13 protein-coding genes are annotated in these 15306 nt (G+C 63.6%); 7 read left to right on the top strand and 6 right to left on the bottom strand.

Going from position 1 to position 15306, the window contains the following annotated elements; translation table 11 throughout:
* The first annotated feature begins 6 nt into the window (after nucleotides 1–6).
* The 7 genes from AAGS40_RS25665 (at nucleotide 7) to AAGS40_RS25635 (ending at nucleotide 8348) form a co-directional block, all read left to right on the top strand.
* The gene (locus tag AAGS40_RS25665) at nucleotides 7–1329 is read left to right on the top strand and encodes an MFS transporter (protein WP_345817272.1); all 1323 of its coding nucleotides are present in this window, start codon (nucleotides 7–9) and stop codon (nucleotides 1327–1329) included.
* Nucleotides 1330–1331: 2 nt separating this feature from the next.
* A complete protein-coding gene (locus AAGS40_RS25660; RefSeq protein WP_345817271.1) occupies nucleotides 1332–2264 on the top strand; it encodes an amidohydrolase family protein in 933 nt (310 codons plus the stop codon).
* A 467-nt stretch (nucleotides 2265–2731) separates the two neighbouring features.
* On the top strand, nucleotides 2732–3634 hold the full coding sequence (locus AAGS40_RS25655) for a GNAT family N-acetyltransferase (RefSeq protein WP_345817270.1): 903 nt from the start codon (nucleotides 2732–2734) through the stop codon (nucleotides 3632–3634).
* 68 nt (nucleotides 3635–3702) lie between these two features.
* Nucleotides 3703–5028, top strand: a complete 1326-nt coding sequence (locus tag AAGS40_RS25650; RefSeq protein WP_345817269.1) for an FAD-binding oxidoreductase — start codon at nucleotides 3703–3705, stop codon at nucleotides 5026–5028.
* A 72-nt stretch (nucleotides 5029–5100) separates the two neighbouring features.
* Nucleotides 5101–6558, top strand: coding sequence for an aldehyde dehydrogenase family protein (locus AAGS40_RS25645; RefSeq protein ID WP_345817268.1), 1458 nt, complete (start codon nucleotides 5101–5103; stop codon nucleotides 6556–6558).
* Nucleotides 6559–6625: 67 nt separating this feature from the next.
* On the top strand, nucleotides 6626–7840 hold the full coding sequence (locus tag AAGS40_RS25640) for a M20 aminoacylase family protein (protein ID WP_345817267.1): 1215 nt from the start codon (nucleotides 6626–6628) through the stop codon (nucleotides 7838–7840).
* A gap of 103 nt (nucleotides 7841–7943) precedes the next feature.
* A complete protein-coding gene (locus tag AAGS40_RS25635) occupies nucleotides 7944–8348 on the top strand; it encodes a RidA family protein (protein ID WP_345817266.1) in 405 nt (134 codons plus the stop codon).
* 260 nt (nucleotides 8349–8608) lie between these two features.
* On the opposite strand, the gene AAGS40_RS25630 is transcribed toward AAGS40_RS25635, so the two are convergent.
* The 6 genes from AAGS40_RS25630 to AAGS40_RS25605 all read right to left on the bottom strand — a co-directional run bounded on the left by AAGS40_RS25630 (nucleotide 8609) and on the right by AAGS40_RS25605 (nucleotide 15257).
* Nucleotides 8609–10186, bottom strand: coding sequence for an ABC transporter substrate-binding protein (locus AAGS40_RS25630; protein WP_345817265.1), 1578 nt, complete (start codon nucleotides 10184–10186; stop codon nucleotides 8609–8611).
* Between the two features lie 447 nt (nucleotides 10187–10633).
* The gene (locus AAGS40_RS25625; protein WP_345817592.1) at nucleotides 10634–11005 is read right to left on the bottom strand and encodes an AraC family transcriptional regulator; all 372 of its coding nucleotides are present in this window, start codon (nucleotides 11003–11005) and stop codon (nucleotides 10634–10636) included.
* 26 nt (nucleotides 11006–11031) lie between these two features.
* Entirely contained in the window at nucleotides 11032–12186 is a 1155-nt protein-coding gene (locus tag AAGS40_RS25620; RefSeq protein WP_345817263.1) for an FAD-binding oxidoreductase, read from the bottom strand.
* Nucleotides 12183–13619 carry an FAD/NAD(P)-binding oxidoreductase gene (locus AAGS40_RS25615; RefSeq protein WP_345817262.1) on the bottom strand — a complete coding sequence of 479 codons (1437 nt, stop codon included), beginning with the start codon at nucleotides 13617–13619 and terminating at the stop codon, nucleotides 12183–12185. The genes AAGS40_RS25620 and AAGS40_RS25615 overlap by 4 nt, the downstream gene beginning before the upstream one ends.
* Nucleotides 13601–13909, bottom strand: a complete 309-nt coding sequence (locus AAGS40_RS25610) for a (2Fe-2S)-binding protein (protein ID WP_345817260.1) — start codon at nucleotides 13907–13909, stop codon at nucleotides 13601–13603. Before AAGS40_RS25610 ends, AAGS40_RS25615 begins: the two co-directional genes overlap by 19 nt.
* Before the next feature lie 70 nt (nucleotides 13910–13979).
* Nucleotides 13980–15257: an FAD-binding oxidoreductase gene (locus AAGS40_RS25605; protein ID WP_345817258.1), complete on the bottom strand. Its 1278-nt coding sequence runs from the start codon at nucleotides 15255–15257 to the stop codon at nucleotides 13980–13982.
* Nucleotides 15258–15306 lie beyond the last annotated feature (49 nt).

Here is a 15306-nt window from a genome sequence, read left to right as displayed (position 1 = left end):
ACGACGATGCAGACTGGATTCATGGACAAGTCCGCGATCGAGCGTAGGACGATGCGAAAGGTCGTCTGGCGGCTCGTTCCCTTTCTGATGGTGTGCTATCTGCTTGCCTTTATCGATCGGGGCAACGTGGGCATGGCGTCGCTGCAGATGAATCATGACCTTGGCATGTCGGCGAAGGTGTTCGGCTTCGGCAGCAGCCTGTTCTTCATTTCCTACTTCCTTTGCGAAGTGCCGAGCAATCTCGCGTTGGAAAGGTACGGCGCGCGTATCTGGATCGCGCGGATCATGATTACGTGGGGCATCGTGTCGGCGGCGACCGCGTTCGTGCATAACGCGACGTCGTTCTATGTGCTGCGCTTTCTGCTCGGCGCCGCCGAAGCGGGCTTTTTCCCCGGCGTGCTGCTGTATCTGTCGTACTGGATTCCGGCCTCGTATCGAGCCCGGATCGTTGCAACGTTCATGGTCGCCATTCCCGCCGCGAGCTTCATCGGCTCACCGATTTCGGCGTTGCTTCTGCAGATGGACGGATTCTGGGGGCTGCGCGGCTGGCACTGGCTGTTTATTCTCGAAGGCCTGCCGACTGCGCTGCTCGGCGTTGCCTGTCTGTTCACGCTGACCAACAAGCCGGAGAATGCGACATGGCTCGACGACGACGAGCGCAGGTGGCTCGTCAATGCGCTCGTCAGCGAACAGAAGGCCCCGAAGACAGTGCCATCGCTTCCGCTCACGCAACTGTTCCGCAACCGCTACGTGTTGTGTCTCGCACTCGTCGATACGTGTGCGTCGGCGGCGGGCAGCACACTGTCTGTGTGGCAGCCGCAACTGCTCAAGTCGTTTGGCTTGTCCGTCATGCAGACGGGCTTGCTGAACTCGGTTCCGTACGCGGTTGCTTCCGTGTTGATGGTCATCTGGGGCCGGCGCTCGGACCGACTCGGCGAACGCCGCTGGCACACCGTCGTGCCGATGCTGCTGATCGGCGTGGGTCTGTTCGCGACGTCGCTGAGCGGCTCGCTCCTGCCGACGATCTGCATGCTGTGCGCGGTGCTCGTCGGAGCGTATTCGTTCAAGGGCCCGTTCTGGGCGCTTGCTACGGACATGCTGTCCAATAGTGCCGTGGCAGCAGGCCTCGCGACGGTCAACGCGATCGCCAATCTGCTTGGCGGCGGACTGATGGTGAACGTATATGGATGGGTAAAAGAGGCGACCGGAAGCTATGCGCTCGCGTTGATGCCGCTCGCCATTCTTACGCTCGTTAGCGTCGCGACCCTGTTGCTGTTGACTCGCAATGGTTCGGCGAACCGCCTGGTCAGCAAAACCGGGACCATCTAAGCATGACGGTTGCCACAAGACGCGAATTCCTTCAGTTCGCCGGCGCTGCACTGATGTCGGCAGCGCTGCCGACGCTGGCCGCCGCTGAAGAAACCTGGTCGAGCGGCACGAACGCACCTGCGTTCAGGTTGCCCGAAGGCGCCATCGACTGTCACATGCATATTTACGACGATCGTTTTCCGGTTGCGCCGGGCACGACGCTGCGTCCGCCGAATGCCACGGTCGCGCAGTACCGGCTTGTGCAGACACGCCTGGGTGTGAAGCGCAATGTGGTCGTCACGCCGTCGACGTATGGAACGGATAACCGCTGTACGCTGGAGGCCATCCGGCAATTCGGCGCAAACGCGCGCGGCGTTGCCGTCATCGACAGTTCCGTGACCGATGCGGAACTGCAGAACCTGGATCGAGGCGGCATTCGCGCCATTCGCTTCAACCTGAGCTATCCGGGCGCAACGACGCTCGACATGCTTGCGCCGCTCGCCGCGCGCATCGCCGATCTCGGCTGGCATATCGAACTGGTGGTACAGGGCGCGCGGCTGCCGGAACTCGAGCGGCATCTTTCCGCACTGCCTTGTCCGCTCGTCATCGACCATATCGCGCATGTTCCGCAACCGGGCGGCCTGTCGTCGGACGCTTTGCGCACCGCGCGGCGCCTGGTCGAGAAAGGCAATACGTGGATCACGTTGTCGGGGCCGTACGTCGACAGCAAGGCGGGCGCGCCGGCATACGAAGACGTTGCGCCGGTCGCGAAAGCGCTGATCGGGATGGCCCCGGAGCGGATGCTGTGGGGTACCGACTGGCCGCATCCGACAGAGAAGCTTCGTAAGCCGGATGATGCAAGCCTGCTGGACACGATCGCGAACTGGATCGGGCGGCCGGATTGGCAGCATCAGATTTTCGTCACCAACCCAACGAACTTGTACGGGTTCGCCTGACGCTCTGAAGGCTGCGGACACGGGATCAACGTCGATCAGCCCGACAACGCGGACGTCGGCGAAACCGTTGTCCGGCCGACCGCCCAGGCATGAGCGTGCGTTTCTCCCAATACTGTCTCAGCGCTTGAGATGGCCGCGCCTTTACGGCTGGTGATCCGCCGTTCCCGCGAGCCAGACCGGTGTGCACGCCACATAAAATGCTGCGCAACACACATCAAACACCGCTTTTGTACGCTTTTGAAATTTTTTTGAGCGTCGCGGTGTGACAGTGACCGCGTAACATGAAGTCGCTATCCGCCCTGTTAGCGCCCGTCGAATGTTGCCGATCCGCGCGTTTGTCATGAGCCGGCTGCAGGTATTCCGAGCCTTCGACCGGGTGCTCAGAAGCGACGTGAAATATCGGTTTGTCATTGATCCTGGCTCGGTGAAGTCCGGGATCTGAAACCCAGGATTGGCAAGGGAATACAGTGAACAATATTGATGCCGTGAACGCTACACCCTCAACGCAGGCGCTTCACTATCGAAACTTCACCGAAGCGGACATTCCGACGGCCCAGGCCCTGTCAACGGCTTTCGGCTGGCCCCATCGTCAGGAAGACTGGCAGTTCGCCGCCCGGCAGGGAACAGGATTTGCCGCCGAAGAGAACGGCGTGGTGATCGGTACGGGATTGTGCTGGAAATACGGCACGGACCGCGGCTCGCTGGGTCTCGTCATCGTGTCTCCGGAACATCAGGGACGCGGTATTGGGCGCAAGCTGATGGAGTTGTTGCTCGAAGAACTCGGACCGCGCATCACGTTCCTGCACGCCACGCCGGCAGGTCGTCCGCTTTACGAAAAGCTGGGTTTCAACGTGTGCGATACGCTCCAGCAGTTTCAGGGCAACGTCGGCAACCATTTGCCTGTCGTGTTGCCCGATGGTGAACGGCTGCGTCCGGCGACGTGCGCCGATTTTCCCGCGATCACCGAACTCGCAATCCGCGCTTCGGGCCTTGAACGCAAAGCGATGTTGTCCGCGTTGCTGGAAATGGGCGAAAACGTGGTGCTCGAACGCAGCAGCGAGATCATCGGCTTCTCGAATCTGCGACGCTTTGGCAGAGGCCTCGTGATTGGTCCAATGGTCGCCATGTGCTCGCCCGACGATCTTCGTGCGAAAGCCTTGATCGGCTACTGGCTGAACGGCCGCGAAGGTCAATTCATCCGGATCGACGTGCCCGCGGGCGCGAATCTGTCGGACTGGCTGGCTGCACGAGGGCTGAAATGCGTCGACACCACGGTCAAGATGGTGCGCAACGCGCCCGCCATTGCGCATCGAGGCGCGCCCGATCCGGTCTACCGGCTGTATGGGCTCGTTAGCCAGGCGATGTTCTAGGCGTGGCGACCGGCCCGCTTGCCGACCGACTTTCACCCGACACGCGACTCACGAAGGAGCTTGCACAGATGCGCGTACCGTTGACCCGCATTGTTACCACCCCGACGCTGCCCGATAGCGCCGACGTCGTCGTGATAGGCGCGGGCATTGTCGGCGTATTCACCGCATGGTTTCTCGCGAAGCGTGGCGTCAAAGTCGCGCTGATCGAAAAAGGCATGGTAGGCGGCGAGCAATCCAGCCGGAACTGGGGCTGGTGCCGGCAACAGAACCGCGATGCGCGCGAATTGCCGATTGCGACCGAAAGCCTGCGACTGTGGCAGCAATTCGAAGACGAATCCGGGGAGTCGACCGGCTTTCGCCGCAGCGGTCTGCTGTATCTCAGCAACGACGACGACGAACTCGGCGGATGGACTCGCTGGTGCGAATTCGCCCGCACGGCCGGCGTCAGAACCGAGGTGCTCGGCAGCAAACAGGCCAACGAGCGGGCGGCCGCCACCGGGCGCACGTGGAAAGGCGGCGTGTTCGCGCCGACCGACGGCACGGCCGACCCGGCCAATGCGGCGCCGGCCGTGGCACGCAGCATCATCAAGCTGGGCGGCACGGTTCATCAGAATTGCGCGGCACGGGGCATCGAAACCGAGGGCGGCCGGGTCAGCGGTGTCGTGACCGAACATGGCGTAATCCGCACGAAGATCGCGGTGCTGTCGGGCGGCGCATGGGCGTCGACGTTTTGCCGGCAACTCGGCATCCGCCTGCCGCAGGCGACCATCCGCTCGTCGGTCGCGTCGGTCTCGCTGCCACGCGGCACCTTGCCCGATGCATTGCACACGAAAGACATCACGATCACGCGACGTGGCGACGAAGCCTATTCGCTCGCCATCAGCGGCCTGGCAAAGTTCGATCCCACGCTGCAAAAAGTCCGCTACGCGAAAGACTTTCTACCGATGTTCGCCCGCCGCTGGCAGAGCCTCAGTCCAGGCGGCCTGGAAGGCGTGCGCTCGGGCCATGAAGGCCTGAACCGCTGGCGGCTCGATCAGCCGACGCCGATGGAAAAGATGCGCGTGCTGGATCCCAGCGCCGATGAAGCCACGCTCACGGAGATTCGCAGGCGTGCCATCGAGCTGTGTCCGGTGATTGCCGAAGCACCCGTAACAGCGTCGTGGGCGGGCTATATCGACATGACGCCTGACGGCATCCCCGCTATCGGCGAAGCGCAGTCGCTGCCCGGCTTCGTGCTGGCTGCGGGCCTGAGCGGCCACGGCTTCGGCATCGGGCCAGGCTGCGGTCATCTCATAGCGGATATGGTCACCGGCGTGACGCCGATCGTCGATCCCGAGCCTTACCGTCCGGAGCGGTTCGACAAATCGGCGTGGGGCAAGGTCGCCGATTTCTGACGACGGCTTCGACTTCCATTCGCGCGCTTTCGCCTGTCGCGAGCGCACGGTACGACGCAAGGACAAGCAGCAATGAAATCACCCGTTCTTCATCTGATGCAGGCTGGCCATCTGGACCGCTTCTTTATTGCCGGAGAATGGCTTGAGCCCGTCGGCACGGAACGCGCCGCCGTGGTCTGTCCTTCCACCGAAGAGACGCTCTGCGACATCCCGCTCGGGAACGCCACCGACGCGGACCGCGCCGTGCAGGCCGCGCGTCGAGCGCTCGCGAGCTGGTCGGCGACTTCGCCCAATGAGCGCGCCGCACTGCTCGACCGCGTTCATGCCTGCTTCCTCGAACGCGCCGAACAGTTCGCGCTTGCGCTGTCGATGGAAATGGGCGCACCGATCAACTACGCGCGCAGTGCCCATGTGCCGCTCGCGGCCGAACATCTGCGCGTCGCCCGCGAAAACCTCGCGACTTATCCGTTCGTCGCGCAGCGTGGCACCACCGCCATCGCCCACGAACCGATCGGCGTATGCGCGCTCATCACGCCGTGGAACTGGCCGATCTATCAGATCACCGCGAAAGTCGGCCCGGCGCTGGCCGCCGGCTGCACCGTCATCCTCAAGCCGAGCGAGTTGTCGCCGTTGAGCGCCCTGCTCTTCGCCGAGGTCATCGCCGAAGCGGGCATTCCGGCGGGCGTGTTCAATCTCGTGAGCGGCACCGGCCCGGAAGTGGGGACGGCGCTGTCGTCCCATCCTCAGGTCGATATGGTGTCGATCACCGGCTCGACGCGAGCGGGCGTGCTGGTCGCCCAGGCAGCCGCGCCGACAGTCAAGCGCGTCGCGCAGGAACTCGGCGGCAAGTCACCCAACATCGTGCTGCCGGATGCCGATTTGCCGCGTGCGGTCACGCTCGGCGTCGCGGCTGCGTTTCGCAATGTGGGCCAGTCATGCAGCGCGCCGACGCGCATGATCGTCCCGCGCAGCGTCATCGCTCAGGTGGATGAACTCGCGATAGCGGCGACGAAACAGATGATCGTCGGCGATCCATTCGCCGAAGCGACGACCCACGGCCCGCTCGCCAATCGCGCGCAGTTCAGCCGCGTGCAGCAGATGATCGAAGCGGGCGTGGACGATGGGATGAAGCTGATCGTGGGCGGTCCTGGCAGACCCGTCGGGCTGAGCCGAGGCTTCTACGCGCGCCCCACAATCTTCTCGGACGTCCATACGGATATGCCGATCGCGCAGCAGGAGGTCTTCGGGCCGGTCCTCGCGATCCTTGCATATGACACAGTAGAAGAAGCGATCACCATCGCGAACGACACCGTGTACGGACTCGGTGCGCATGTGCAGGGCACGGACAGAACGCTGATGCGTCAGGTCGCCGCGCGCATCGAGTCGGGTCAGGTGCATCTGAACTATCCGGCGTGGGACCCGCAGGCTCCGTTCGGCGGGTACAAGCAATCCGGAAATGGCCGCGAATACGGGGTCGAGGGCATGGAAGAGTACATGGAGGTAAAGTCGATCCTCGGGTACTACGATTAGACCATCGCAAGACGTCACGCCGTGACGCCGCCGACTTCAAGCTGCCCGTTTCAGAGAGGTGCCGAGATTGGAAACCACTCATATTGCCGAGTCATCGTTAGCCGGGCATCAACCGCATTGGGCGAAGTTGCGACGCGACCTCCATGCGCATCCCGAGTTACGGTTCGAAGAACACAGGACCGCCGACGTCGTCGCGCGTGAGCTCGAGGCGCTCGGTTATACGGTATCGCGCGGATTGGGTGGAACAGGCGTCGTGGCGAGCTTGCCTGGCGCGAACCCGGCCTGGGGCATCGTGCTGCGTGCGGACATGGATGCGTTGCCCATCCACGAGGCCAACGATTTCACGCACGCGTCGTGCACGCACGGGATCATGCATGCGTGCGGACACGACGGCCACACGGTGATGCTGCTTGGCGCCGCGCGCATTCTCAAGGACATGCCGCCATTGCCAGGCAGCGTTCATTTCGTGTTTCAGCCGGGAGAAGAAGGCGGCGCCGGCGCGCGAAAGATGATCGACGACGGGCTGTTCGAACACTATCCAGCCGAGGCAGTGTTCGGCATGCACAATTGGCCGGGTTTGCCGGGTGGGCATTTCGGCTTGCGGGTGGGCCCGATCATGGCGGCCGGTTCGCGCTTCAGGATCACGGTCACCGGCAAAGGCGCTCATGCGGCGCAACCGCATCTCGGCCTCGATCCGATTCCGCTGGCTTGTTCGATGGTGCTGCACTGCCAGACCATCGCCGCGCGACACAAGGATCCGGTCGATCCCGCCGTGATCTCCGTCTGCATGATCCACGCGGGCGATACCGACAACGTCATTCCGGACAGCGCCGAGTTGCGCGGAACGATACGTACGCTGTCATCGGAGCTGCAGCAGAAGTTGCAGCGAGACATCCAGTTAATGTGCGAAGGGCTGGCGGCCGCGCACGGCGCTCAGGTCGAAGCCACGTTCTTCCAGTACTATCCGGCCACCATCAACACGCGCGCCGAAACCCGGCTCTGCGAAGCCGTCATTCGCGAAACCTTCGGCGATGACCGTACGCACGCCGACGTGCCGGCCAACATGACATCGGAAGACTTCGGCTTCATGCTGGAAGAGCGGCCCGGCACGTATGTGCTGATCGGCAACGCCCATGCCGGCACGACTGCACCGGGTTTGCACAACCCGAAGTACGACTTCAACGACGACATCATCCCAGCAGGTGTTCAGTACTGGGTCGCGTTGGCGCAGCAGTACTTCCAGACCCGTCAGCCGGGTAAGGCCGTTCAGAACCCAAAGTGAGCCGAACCACACCATCCGATCGTTCCGTGACCCGCTCGCGGCCGTCGTGGAGGTGTGGTCGTGGCGTGGTCGTCGATCGAACCTTTCTACCTGGAATGCCGCGATGGATCAATCCCAGCAGAACGCACAGTTTCCCGAAACGATGAATCCAGCTGGCCTTGCCACGCCTGGCGGCCACTACAGCCACGTTTCGATCGCGAATGGCCTGATTTTCGTGTCGGGCCAACTGCCCATCGACGCGAACGGCGAGAAGCTCACGGAGCGGCCCTTTGAAGCCCAGGCCGAGCAGGTGCTCGCCAATCTGGCTTCCGCACTCGCCGGCGTGGGCAGCGATGTCAGGAAGCTCGTCCAGGTTCGCGTCTATATCGTCGATGTCGCGCATTGGGCCAGCTTCAACGAGATCTACGCGCGTTGGGCAGGCGATGCACGGCCCGCCCGCGCCGTGGTGCCGGTTCCAGCGCTCCACTTCGGTCTGAAGATCGAGATCGAAGCGGTGGCGATGGTTTAGGGGATCAGAGCCGGGAGCCCATGTCTTCATGCGAGCACTGGAATCCGCCACGAATCGTATTGAACGTGCTGGGCCAAGACAGGTCGGCCGCGCTGGAGTTTGTGATGCTTTTCAGTTCTCTCGATACTGTTGAGCGGCTGGTCAGGGAAGAGTCGATCGATTGCGACTTTGTGCGCTAGGCACCACGCCCCTCGTGACGAAGGCGGAGGAAAGCGCCGCCGGAGACCGTCAGCAACCATCTGCGGCGGCCCCCTGCTCCATCAGCCCTGCCACCATACATACTCGCCGAACGAGAAGCCCATCAGGCCGCCGACCGGGATCGAGCCCAGACCTTTGATGCGCTTGTCGTAACCGTCGAGCAGACTGATGAACGACGGTATGCCGATGCCGCCTTCCTGGTTGATGAGCACCTGCATCTCGCCGTACATCTGCTTGCGTTTCGCCTCGTCGGTTTCGGCGCGCGCGAGGGTCAGCAGCTGGTCGAACTTCGGGTTGTTCCAGCCTGATTCATTCCACGGTGCGTCCGACTTGAAGAACTGCGTGAACAGCACGTCGGCGCTCGGACGCGGATTGACGCTGCCGAATCCCAGCGGATGCTTCATCCAGTGATTCGACCAGTAGCCGTCGGACGGCACGCGGTTCACCGTGAGATTCACGCCGATCTTCTGCGCCGACTGCTGCATCAGCACCGCCATTTCGATCGAACCGTTCGCATCCGAAGTCGCGAAGATCGGCGGAATCGGCGTGCCGATCGCACCGGCCTTCTGCAGGTGGAACTTCGCCTTGTCGAGATCGTAGGGGCGCTGCGGCAGCGACGCATTGAAGTAACGATGGCCCGGCGGGATCGGCTGGTCGTTGCCGACCACCGCATAGCCGCGAAAAACCGCCGAGCGGATCTGCTCCCGATCGAACAGATACTTCATGCCGAGCACGAAATCGGGATTGCCGGTCAGCGTGTTATCGCGCCGCATGATGAGGTCGGTGTAGAGGCCCGATTTGGTTTCCTTGACCGCATAGCCGGGCGCCGAGGCGACCTGTTGCGTCGCACGCGGATCGACCGCGCTGATCAGATGCACGTCGCCCGACAGCAGCGCATTGACGCGCGCCGAGCTGTCGCTGATCCCGATCAGTTCCACCTGGTCGAGATACGGTTTTCCCGGCTTCCAGTAACCGTCGTTGCGAACGCCGACAGTCGACACGCCCGGCTTGAACGTTTTCACCTTGTACGGACCGGTGCCGACGGCAGTCGTGAAATCGGTCGTACCGTCCTTGATAATCACCAGTTGCGGCGTCGCAAGAATCACCGGCAGATCCGCATTCGGCACGGTCAGCGTGAGCGTCACTTCGTCCGGGCCGGTCGCCTTGACCTCGGCAAACTGGTCCGCGACGGACTTGACCTTCGATCCCGTCGCCGGATTCTTGTGGCGCAGCAGCGAATAGACGACGTCCGCCGGTGCCAGCGGCTTGCCGTCGGTGAATGTCACGCCCTTACGCAGCTTGATGACCCAGGTCTTCGCATCGCTGCTCTCGAGCGATTGAGCGAGATTCATCTGAGGCGTGAGGCTTTCGTCCAATTGCGTGAGCCCGCTGTAGAACAGGAAGAAGCGGATGTAATCGGGCCCGGCAGACCCTTTCGCGGGATCGAGTGTGTCGGCCGTCGAGCTCGATTCGTAAGCCACCCGGATCTTGCCGCCCCGCTTCGGCGCATCGGCGGCAAAGGCGCTGTTCGCGCCGGCGAGCAGTCCGCCCGCGCCGCTCGCCATCATGCCGCCTGCAGCCAGAATACGCATCATGTCGCGGCGGGTGACGCCACCCTGCTTGATATCGTCGTCGCTCATACGAGTGCTCCTGTAGATTGTCGGGAAGGAAGGTGCGTCGGTAGTGCTGTAGCTTTTAGTACGCCGGTCAGCGGCGTGTTAACCAGAGCCGACCTGCTTGTAGCCGCGTCCTCCGGTGAGCCCGGTCAGAAGCGCTCGTCCTGATGGAATTTCAACATTGCAGAATATTCAGGGTGTTCCGTTCGACGCTATCCCGCCAGCACAAGCGATCGTTTTGCCGATGCTTTTCAGCATGAATTGCTGCGACAACGACGGCAAAGCCTGCGGCGCGACTCCTGCCGGAGCGGGTCGCCCTATCAATCCGGAGAAGCCAGGCTGCGTTGAGCCATCAGACCTGCGCAAACGCGTGGTCCGATTGATTCGGCAAACTACATAATCTGGTACGTTCCCTCGTGCACAACCTGAAGCAACGACAAGGAAAGAAGCATCGCGGCGACGGCCGAACGCTCAGCAGGCGACCTGCGAACGCCGAGCGACGTAATTCCCCGGCGTTACCCCGACCGTGCGCCGGAAGTGACGGCCAAGATGGCTCTGATCGAAGAAGCCCACTTCGGTCGCCACCACCGATGGCGGCACACCGTTGCGCAGCAGCATCTGCGCGTGCCGCACGCGCACGAGGCACACATAGCGATGCGGCGAGATGCCGACTTCCTGCCGGAACAGCGTGGCAAACCGTGACACGCTCAAGCCGACCGTCGCGGCGAGCATCGCAAGACTGACCGGCTGCGCAAACGACGCTTCGATGAACGCCACCGCCCGTGCAACCGCACACGATCGTGCGACCGGTTCGACATGCGGACGTTCGCCTGCGGCATACATGAGCAGTTTGGCCACGATTTTCTCCACTACGCGGCGATCGGTGCAGCGTTTGCCTGGACGGCGAAGCGCTCGATCGCGAAAGGCTCGATGGGTGTACTGGTCGCGCCCGTGTCGATCAGTTCGGCCATTACGTCGCCGACACCGGGACCGAGCTGGAAGCCGTGCCCGCAGAAACCGAACGCGTAATACAGGCCATCCACCTTGCCGCTGCGCCCCATGATCGGACGGTCGTCCGGCATATAACCTTCGACGCCGCTCCACACGCGAATGATATTCAGGCGCGACAGCGCCGGTGCAACGCGCGCCGCCTGGCGGAACTGCAGCAGCGTGCTCTCTGGCAGAACCTTCGCACGACGCGCGTCGAGATAGGCCGGAGCGCGCGCGCATCCGCCGATCACGATGTTGCCGCGCTTCACCTGGCGAAAATACACAACCTCTTCGATATGCGGCGACGACACGCCGACCACCGTCGTGAGGCCGTAAGGCACCGGTTCGGTGACTGCCATCTGCGGGCCGTGAATCGCGATCGGCACCGCTTCGCCGAACTGCGCGCTCAGCCGGTTGCCCCATGCGCCCGCGGTAATCAGCAGGTTTGGCGCGCAGAACACGCGGCCATCCGTGCTGGTCGCGCGGAACGTGTCACCGTCTTTCTCGACCGTGGCGATTTCGGTGTTTTCTTCGATCCGTGCGCCGGCTTTCACCGCCGCGCGTCCGAAAGCCGGCGCCGCGAGGCGCGGATTCGCGTGCCCGTCGATCGGCGCATGCGATGCTGCCAGTACCTCGGGACCGAGGAACGGAAACTTCGCGCGCATTGCGGCGCCATGGTACAGATCGAGCTTGAGCCCATAGTGCGCGGCTTCGCGGGCATAAACCGCGAATGCCTCGTCCTGCTCCTGCCGGTAGCACACGCGAATATGTCCGGTCGGCAGAAACTCGGCATCATGATCGATCAACGCCGGCAGTTTTCCCCAGATTTCGCGCGATCGGTTCGCCAGCGGCAATTGCGGCAGAAAGCGGCCCTGCCGGCGGACGTTGCCGAAGTTGACGCCACTCGCCTGCTGACCGACCAGGCCGCGTTCCAGCAGGATGACCGAGCGGCCGCGCTGGCGCAGAAAAAACGCCGCCGCGACACCCATGAATCCGCCGCCCACGATCACGACATCCGCGTCGGTCCGTTTCATTCTTCCTCCACCGTGGGGGTTGCACTCGACGGCGCCGCGGCCGGCGCGACAGCGGCAGGAGACCAGCCGGCCACCGTCGACATCGCGAATGGTTTGACCGGCGCCTGTCCACGCAGGCGGCCGACCTGTTCGAGCGGCACGCGCGCCGCTGCGGCAATGACCTCGGCGGCCGCATGGCCGCAGTAGCGGCCCTGGCAGCGTCCCATGCCGACCCGGCTGAACGCCTTCGCGCGATTGGCTTCGCGTGCGCCTTCGTCACGGATGACGCGGCGCAATTCACCCGCGCTGATGCCTTCACAACGGCACACGATCGTGTCGTCGGACAAGTGCGCGGCCTGTTGCGACGGCCATGGAAACGCCTCGGCAAGCCCCGCGCGAAAGCGGTCCATCTTCGAGCGCTCACGCGTAAGCGAAGTGACGCGCGATACATCGACAGCGTGTCCAAGATCTTGCAGCACGGCCAGTGCGGCGAGTTTTCCGGCGATCTCCGCGCCATCGGCGCCGAGCACGCGCACGCCGTCCCCCGCGAGATAAACGCGTTTGACCGAGCTGCGGCCCATGCGGTCCAGTACGGGCAGCCATTGACGAGTGGACGCATCGAACGCGAACTCACAACCCGCGAGGTCGGCAAGCTGCGTTTCAGGGCGCAGGTGATAACCCATTGCGACGGCATCGCACGCAATCCGCTGCTGCACGCCGCGCTTATCGCGGTAGCTGAGCGATTCGACGCCGCGCCCGGCGTCACCGTGGATCTCGACCGGCTCAATACCCAGCTCGATTCTGACACCGCTCCTTTTCAGCGACGACACGAGCGCCGCCCCCTTGCGCAGCACGTCGGGCCGCGCAAGCAGCGCGGGCAGCGCACGCAGACGCCTGCTCGAACGCGACGTGTCGAGCACGGCCGCCACCGTTGCGCCAGCCTGCACGTACTGGTTCGCGACCAGATACAGCAGCGGCCCGGAGCCCATGAATACCACGTTGCTGCCGATCGAACAGGCTTGCGCCTTCAGCGCGATCTGCGATGCGCCGAGACTGTAAGTGCCGGCATACTGCCAGCCCTTGACCGGCATCAGCCGGTCGGTTGCGCCGGGGCACAGGACCAGCGCGTCGAACGGATGATGATCGGCCACACCGTCACGCGCCGTATAGAGCTTGCCGCCGGAGATATTCCACGCGAGCGTTTGCGGCAAATAGCCGATCTTTGCCCGCAACCGTTCGAAGCTCTCGTGCAGGTTCTGCGCACTGGCGGCTTCGGTGCCATACAGCTTCGTATAGGGCCGGGAAAACTGCTCCGGCTGACGGCGATATATCTGGCCGCCATCACGCCGGCTTTCGTCGATGACGAGCGGACGCAGCCCCGCCTCCACCAGCGCCTGCGCGCAGCGAATCCCGGCCGGTCCGGCACCCACGACGATTACACGAGGTTCGGCCATTGCAGCTCCGGTTGCCGGGTGACGATATCGAGTTCCTCGCTGAGCACCGTCGTGCACGCGCGAAGCCGTTGGCCATCGACGGTCCAGACCCAGCAGTCCTGGCACGCGCCCATCAGGCAGAAGCCCGCGCGCACTTCCGGACCGAACTCGGACTGTCGCACGTGGCCGGTGTTGCACAGCATCGCCACGAGCAGCGTGTCGCCCTGCAGCCCGTCGACCACTTTGCCGTCGATGCGAAACGACACAGTGGGACGCGTGGTTTCCGCGAGCCGGACGAATCTGGACTTCATGCGCGTGACTCCAGTTGCGCGCCGACGCCGCGACGCAGATCGTGAGTGCCGTCGAGTGGCAGCCTGGCCTTCAATGCAGGATGTCCTGCAGCCGGTAATACGCGCCGACCAACGGCAGAAACCATGCGTGACCGAAGTGCCCGGGAATGGCCGGCCATTCGAGATCCCGCCAGGGATTGCCGGCCGCTGCGCCGTACAGCACGTCGGCCATCACGCGGCCCATGTGTACCGACATCTGCACGCCATGGCCGCTGTAACCCATCGAATAAAAGAGCCCTTCGTGTTGACCCGCACGTGGCAGACGGTCGGCGGTAATGTCCACGAGACCGCCCCAGCAATAATCGAGGCGCACGTTCGCCAGCTCGGGGAAATAGCCCGCGAGTCCGGCGCGCAGAATCTGCCCGCTTTTTTCATCAGATCTCGGGCTCGACATCGCGAAGCGGGCGCGGCCGCCGAATAGCAGCCGGTTATCGGGCGTGACGCGAAAGTAGTTGCCAATCTGTCGCGACGTAACATAGGCGCGACGCGTGGGGAACAGCCGGTTCAATTGTTCGAGCGGCAAGGGCTCGGTCACGACGATGAAGCTGCCCACGGGCGCGATACGCCGCCGGAACCACTGGAACGGCCCGAGCTGCGACGCGCCGGTCGCAACCAGCACGCGATCCGCGCGGATCGTGCCGCGCGCGCACGTCAGCTCATAGCGGTCGCCGTCGAGCCGCTTCATCTGCGTGACGGCAGCCTGTTCGAAGATCCGCGCGCCCTGCAGTACCGCAGCCTGCGCGAGACCGACGCCGAACTTGCCCATGTGCATTTGCGCGCCGTTACGCTGCAGCAGGCCGCCGTAAAAGCCGTCCGAGCCGACTTCGTTGCGCAGGCGTTCGCGCGGAATCAGTTCGATATTCTGGTCGACGTCGCGCATCAGGACTTCGTAGGTCTTCTGCAGCTTAGCGAAATGCTCGGGCTTCGCGGCCAGCTTGAGCTTGCCCGTGCGGACGAAATCGCAATCGATCTGATGGGTGGTGACGATCGAATCGACCGTGGCCACCGCGCTTTCATACGCGCGATAGAACGCCTTCGCCTGCGTCGCACCGATTTTCGCCGCCAGCGACGCGTAGTCGTGCGACAGCCCGGTGTTGCACTGGCCGCCGTTACGTCCCGACGCTTCGCCGGCAATCTGGCCGGCTTCGAGCACCGTCACCTGGACGCCGCGCGATGCAAGTTCGAGCGCCGCCGACAGACCGGTAAAGCCGCCGCCGATCACGACCACTTCGGCATGCCGCTCGACCGGTCCTTCGCGACCGCCGCGGAAGGCTGGACGCGTGTCCAGCCAGTACGATTCGAGTTTCATCCTGACCTTTCAGCGCAGTGCAGGTTAAACCGCCGGTGCTCGCGGCGTG

It is taken from the genome of Paraburkholderia sp. PREW-6R (assembly GCF_039621805.1).
In the GTDB taxonomy this organism is placed as follows: Bacteria; Pseudomonadota; Gammaproteobacteria; order Burkholderiales; family Burkholderiaceae; genus Paraburkholderia.
This window is presented reverse-complemented; position numbering and strand designations above follow the sequence as displayed.

Excerpts from the sequence above, each read along its gene's own strand:
- AAGS40_RS25665 (WP_345817272.1), top strand. The coding sequence starts at position 7 with ATGCAGACTGGATTCATGGACAAGTCCGCGATCGAGCGTAGGACGATG.
- AAGS40_RS25630 (WP_345817265.1), bottom strand. The coding sequence starts at position 10,186 with ATGAGCGACGACGATATCAAGCAGGGTGGCGTCACCCGCCGCGACATG.
- AAGS40_RS25610 (WP_345817260.1), bottom strand. The coding sequence starts at position 13,909 with ATGAAGTCCAGATTCGTCCGGCTCGCGGAAACCACGCGTCCCACTGTG.
- AAGS40_RS25625 (WP_345817592.1), bottom strand. The coding sequence starts at position 11,005 with ATGTATGCCGCAGGCGAACGTCCGCATGTCGAACCGGTCGCACGATCG.
- AAGS40_RS25635 (WP_345817266.1), top strand. The coding sequence starts at position 7,944 with ATGGATCAATCCCAGCAGAACGCACAGTTTCCCGAAACGATGAATCCA.
- AAGS40_RS25660 (WP_345817271.1), top strand. The coding sequence starts at position 1,332 with ATGACGGTTGCCACAAGACGCGAATTCCTTCAGTTCGCCGGCGCTGCA.
- AAGS40_RS25645 (WP_345817268.1), top strand. The coding sequence starts at position 5,101 with ATGAAATCACCCGTTCTTCATCTGATGCAGGCTGGCCATCTGGACCGC.
- AAGS40_RS25620 (WP_345817263.1), bottom strand. The coding sequence starts at position 12,186 with ATGAAACGGACCGACGCGGATGTCGTGATCGTGGGCGGCGGATTCATG.
- AAGS40_RS25605 (WP_345817258.1), bottom strand. The coding sequence starts at position 15,257 with ATGAAACTCGAATCGTACTGGCTGGACACGCGTCCAGCCTTCCGCGGC.
- AAGS40_RS25615 (WP_345817262.1), bottom strand. The coding sequence starts at position 13,619 with ATGGCCGAACCTCGTGTAATCGTCGTGGGTGCCGGACCGGCCGGGATT.
- AAGS40_RS25650 (WP_345817269.1), top strand. The coding sequence starts at position 3,703 with ATGCGCGTACCGTTGACCCGCATTGTTACCACCCCGACGCTGCCCGAT.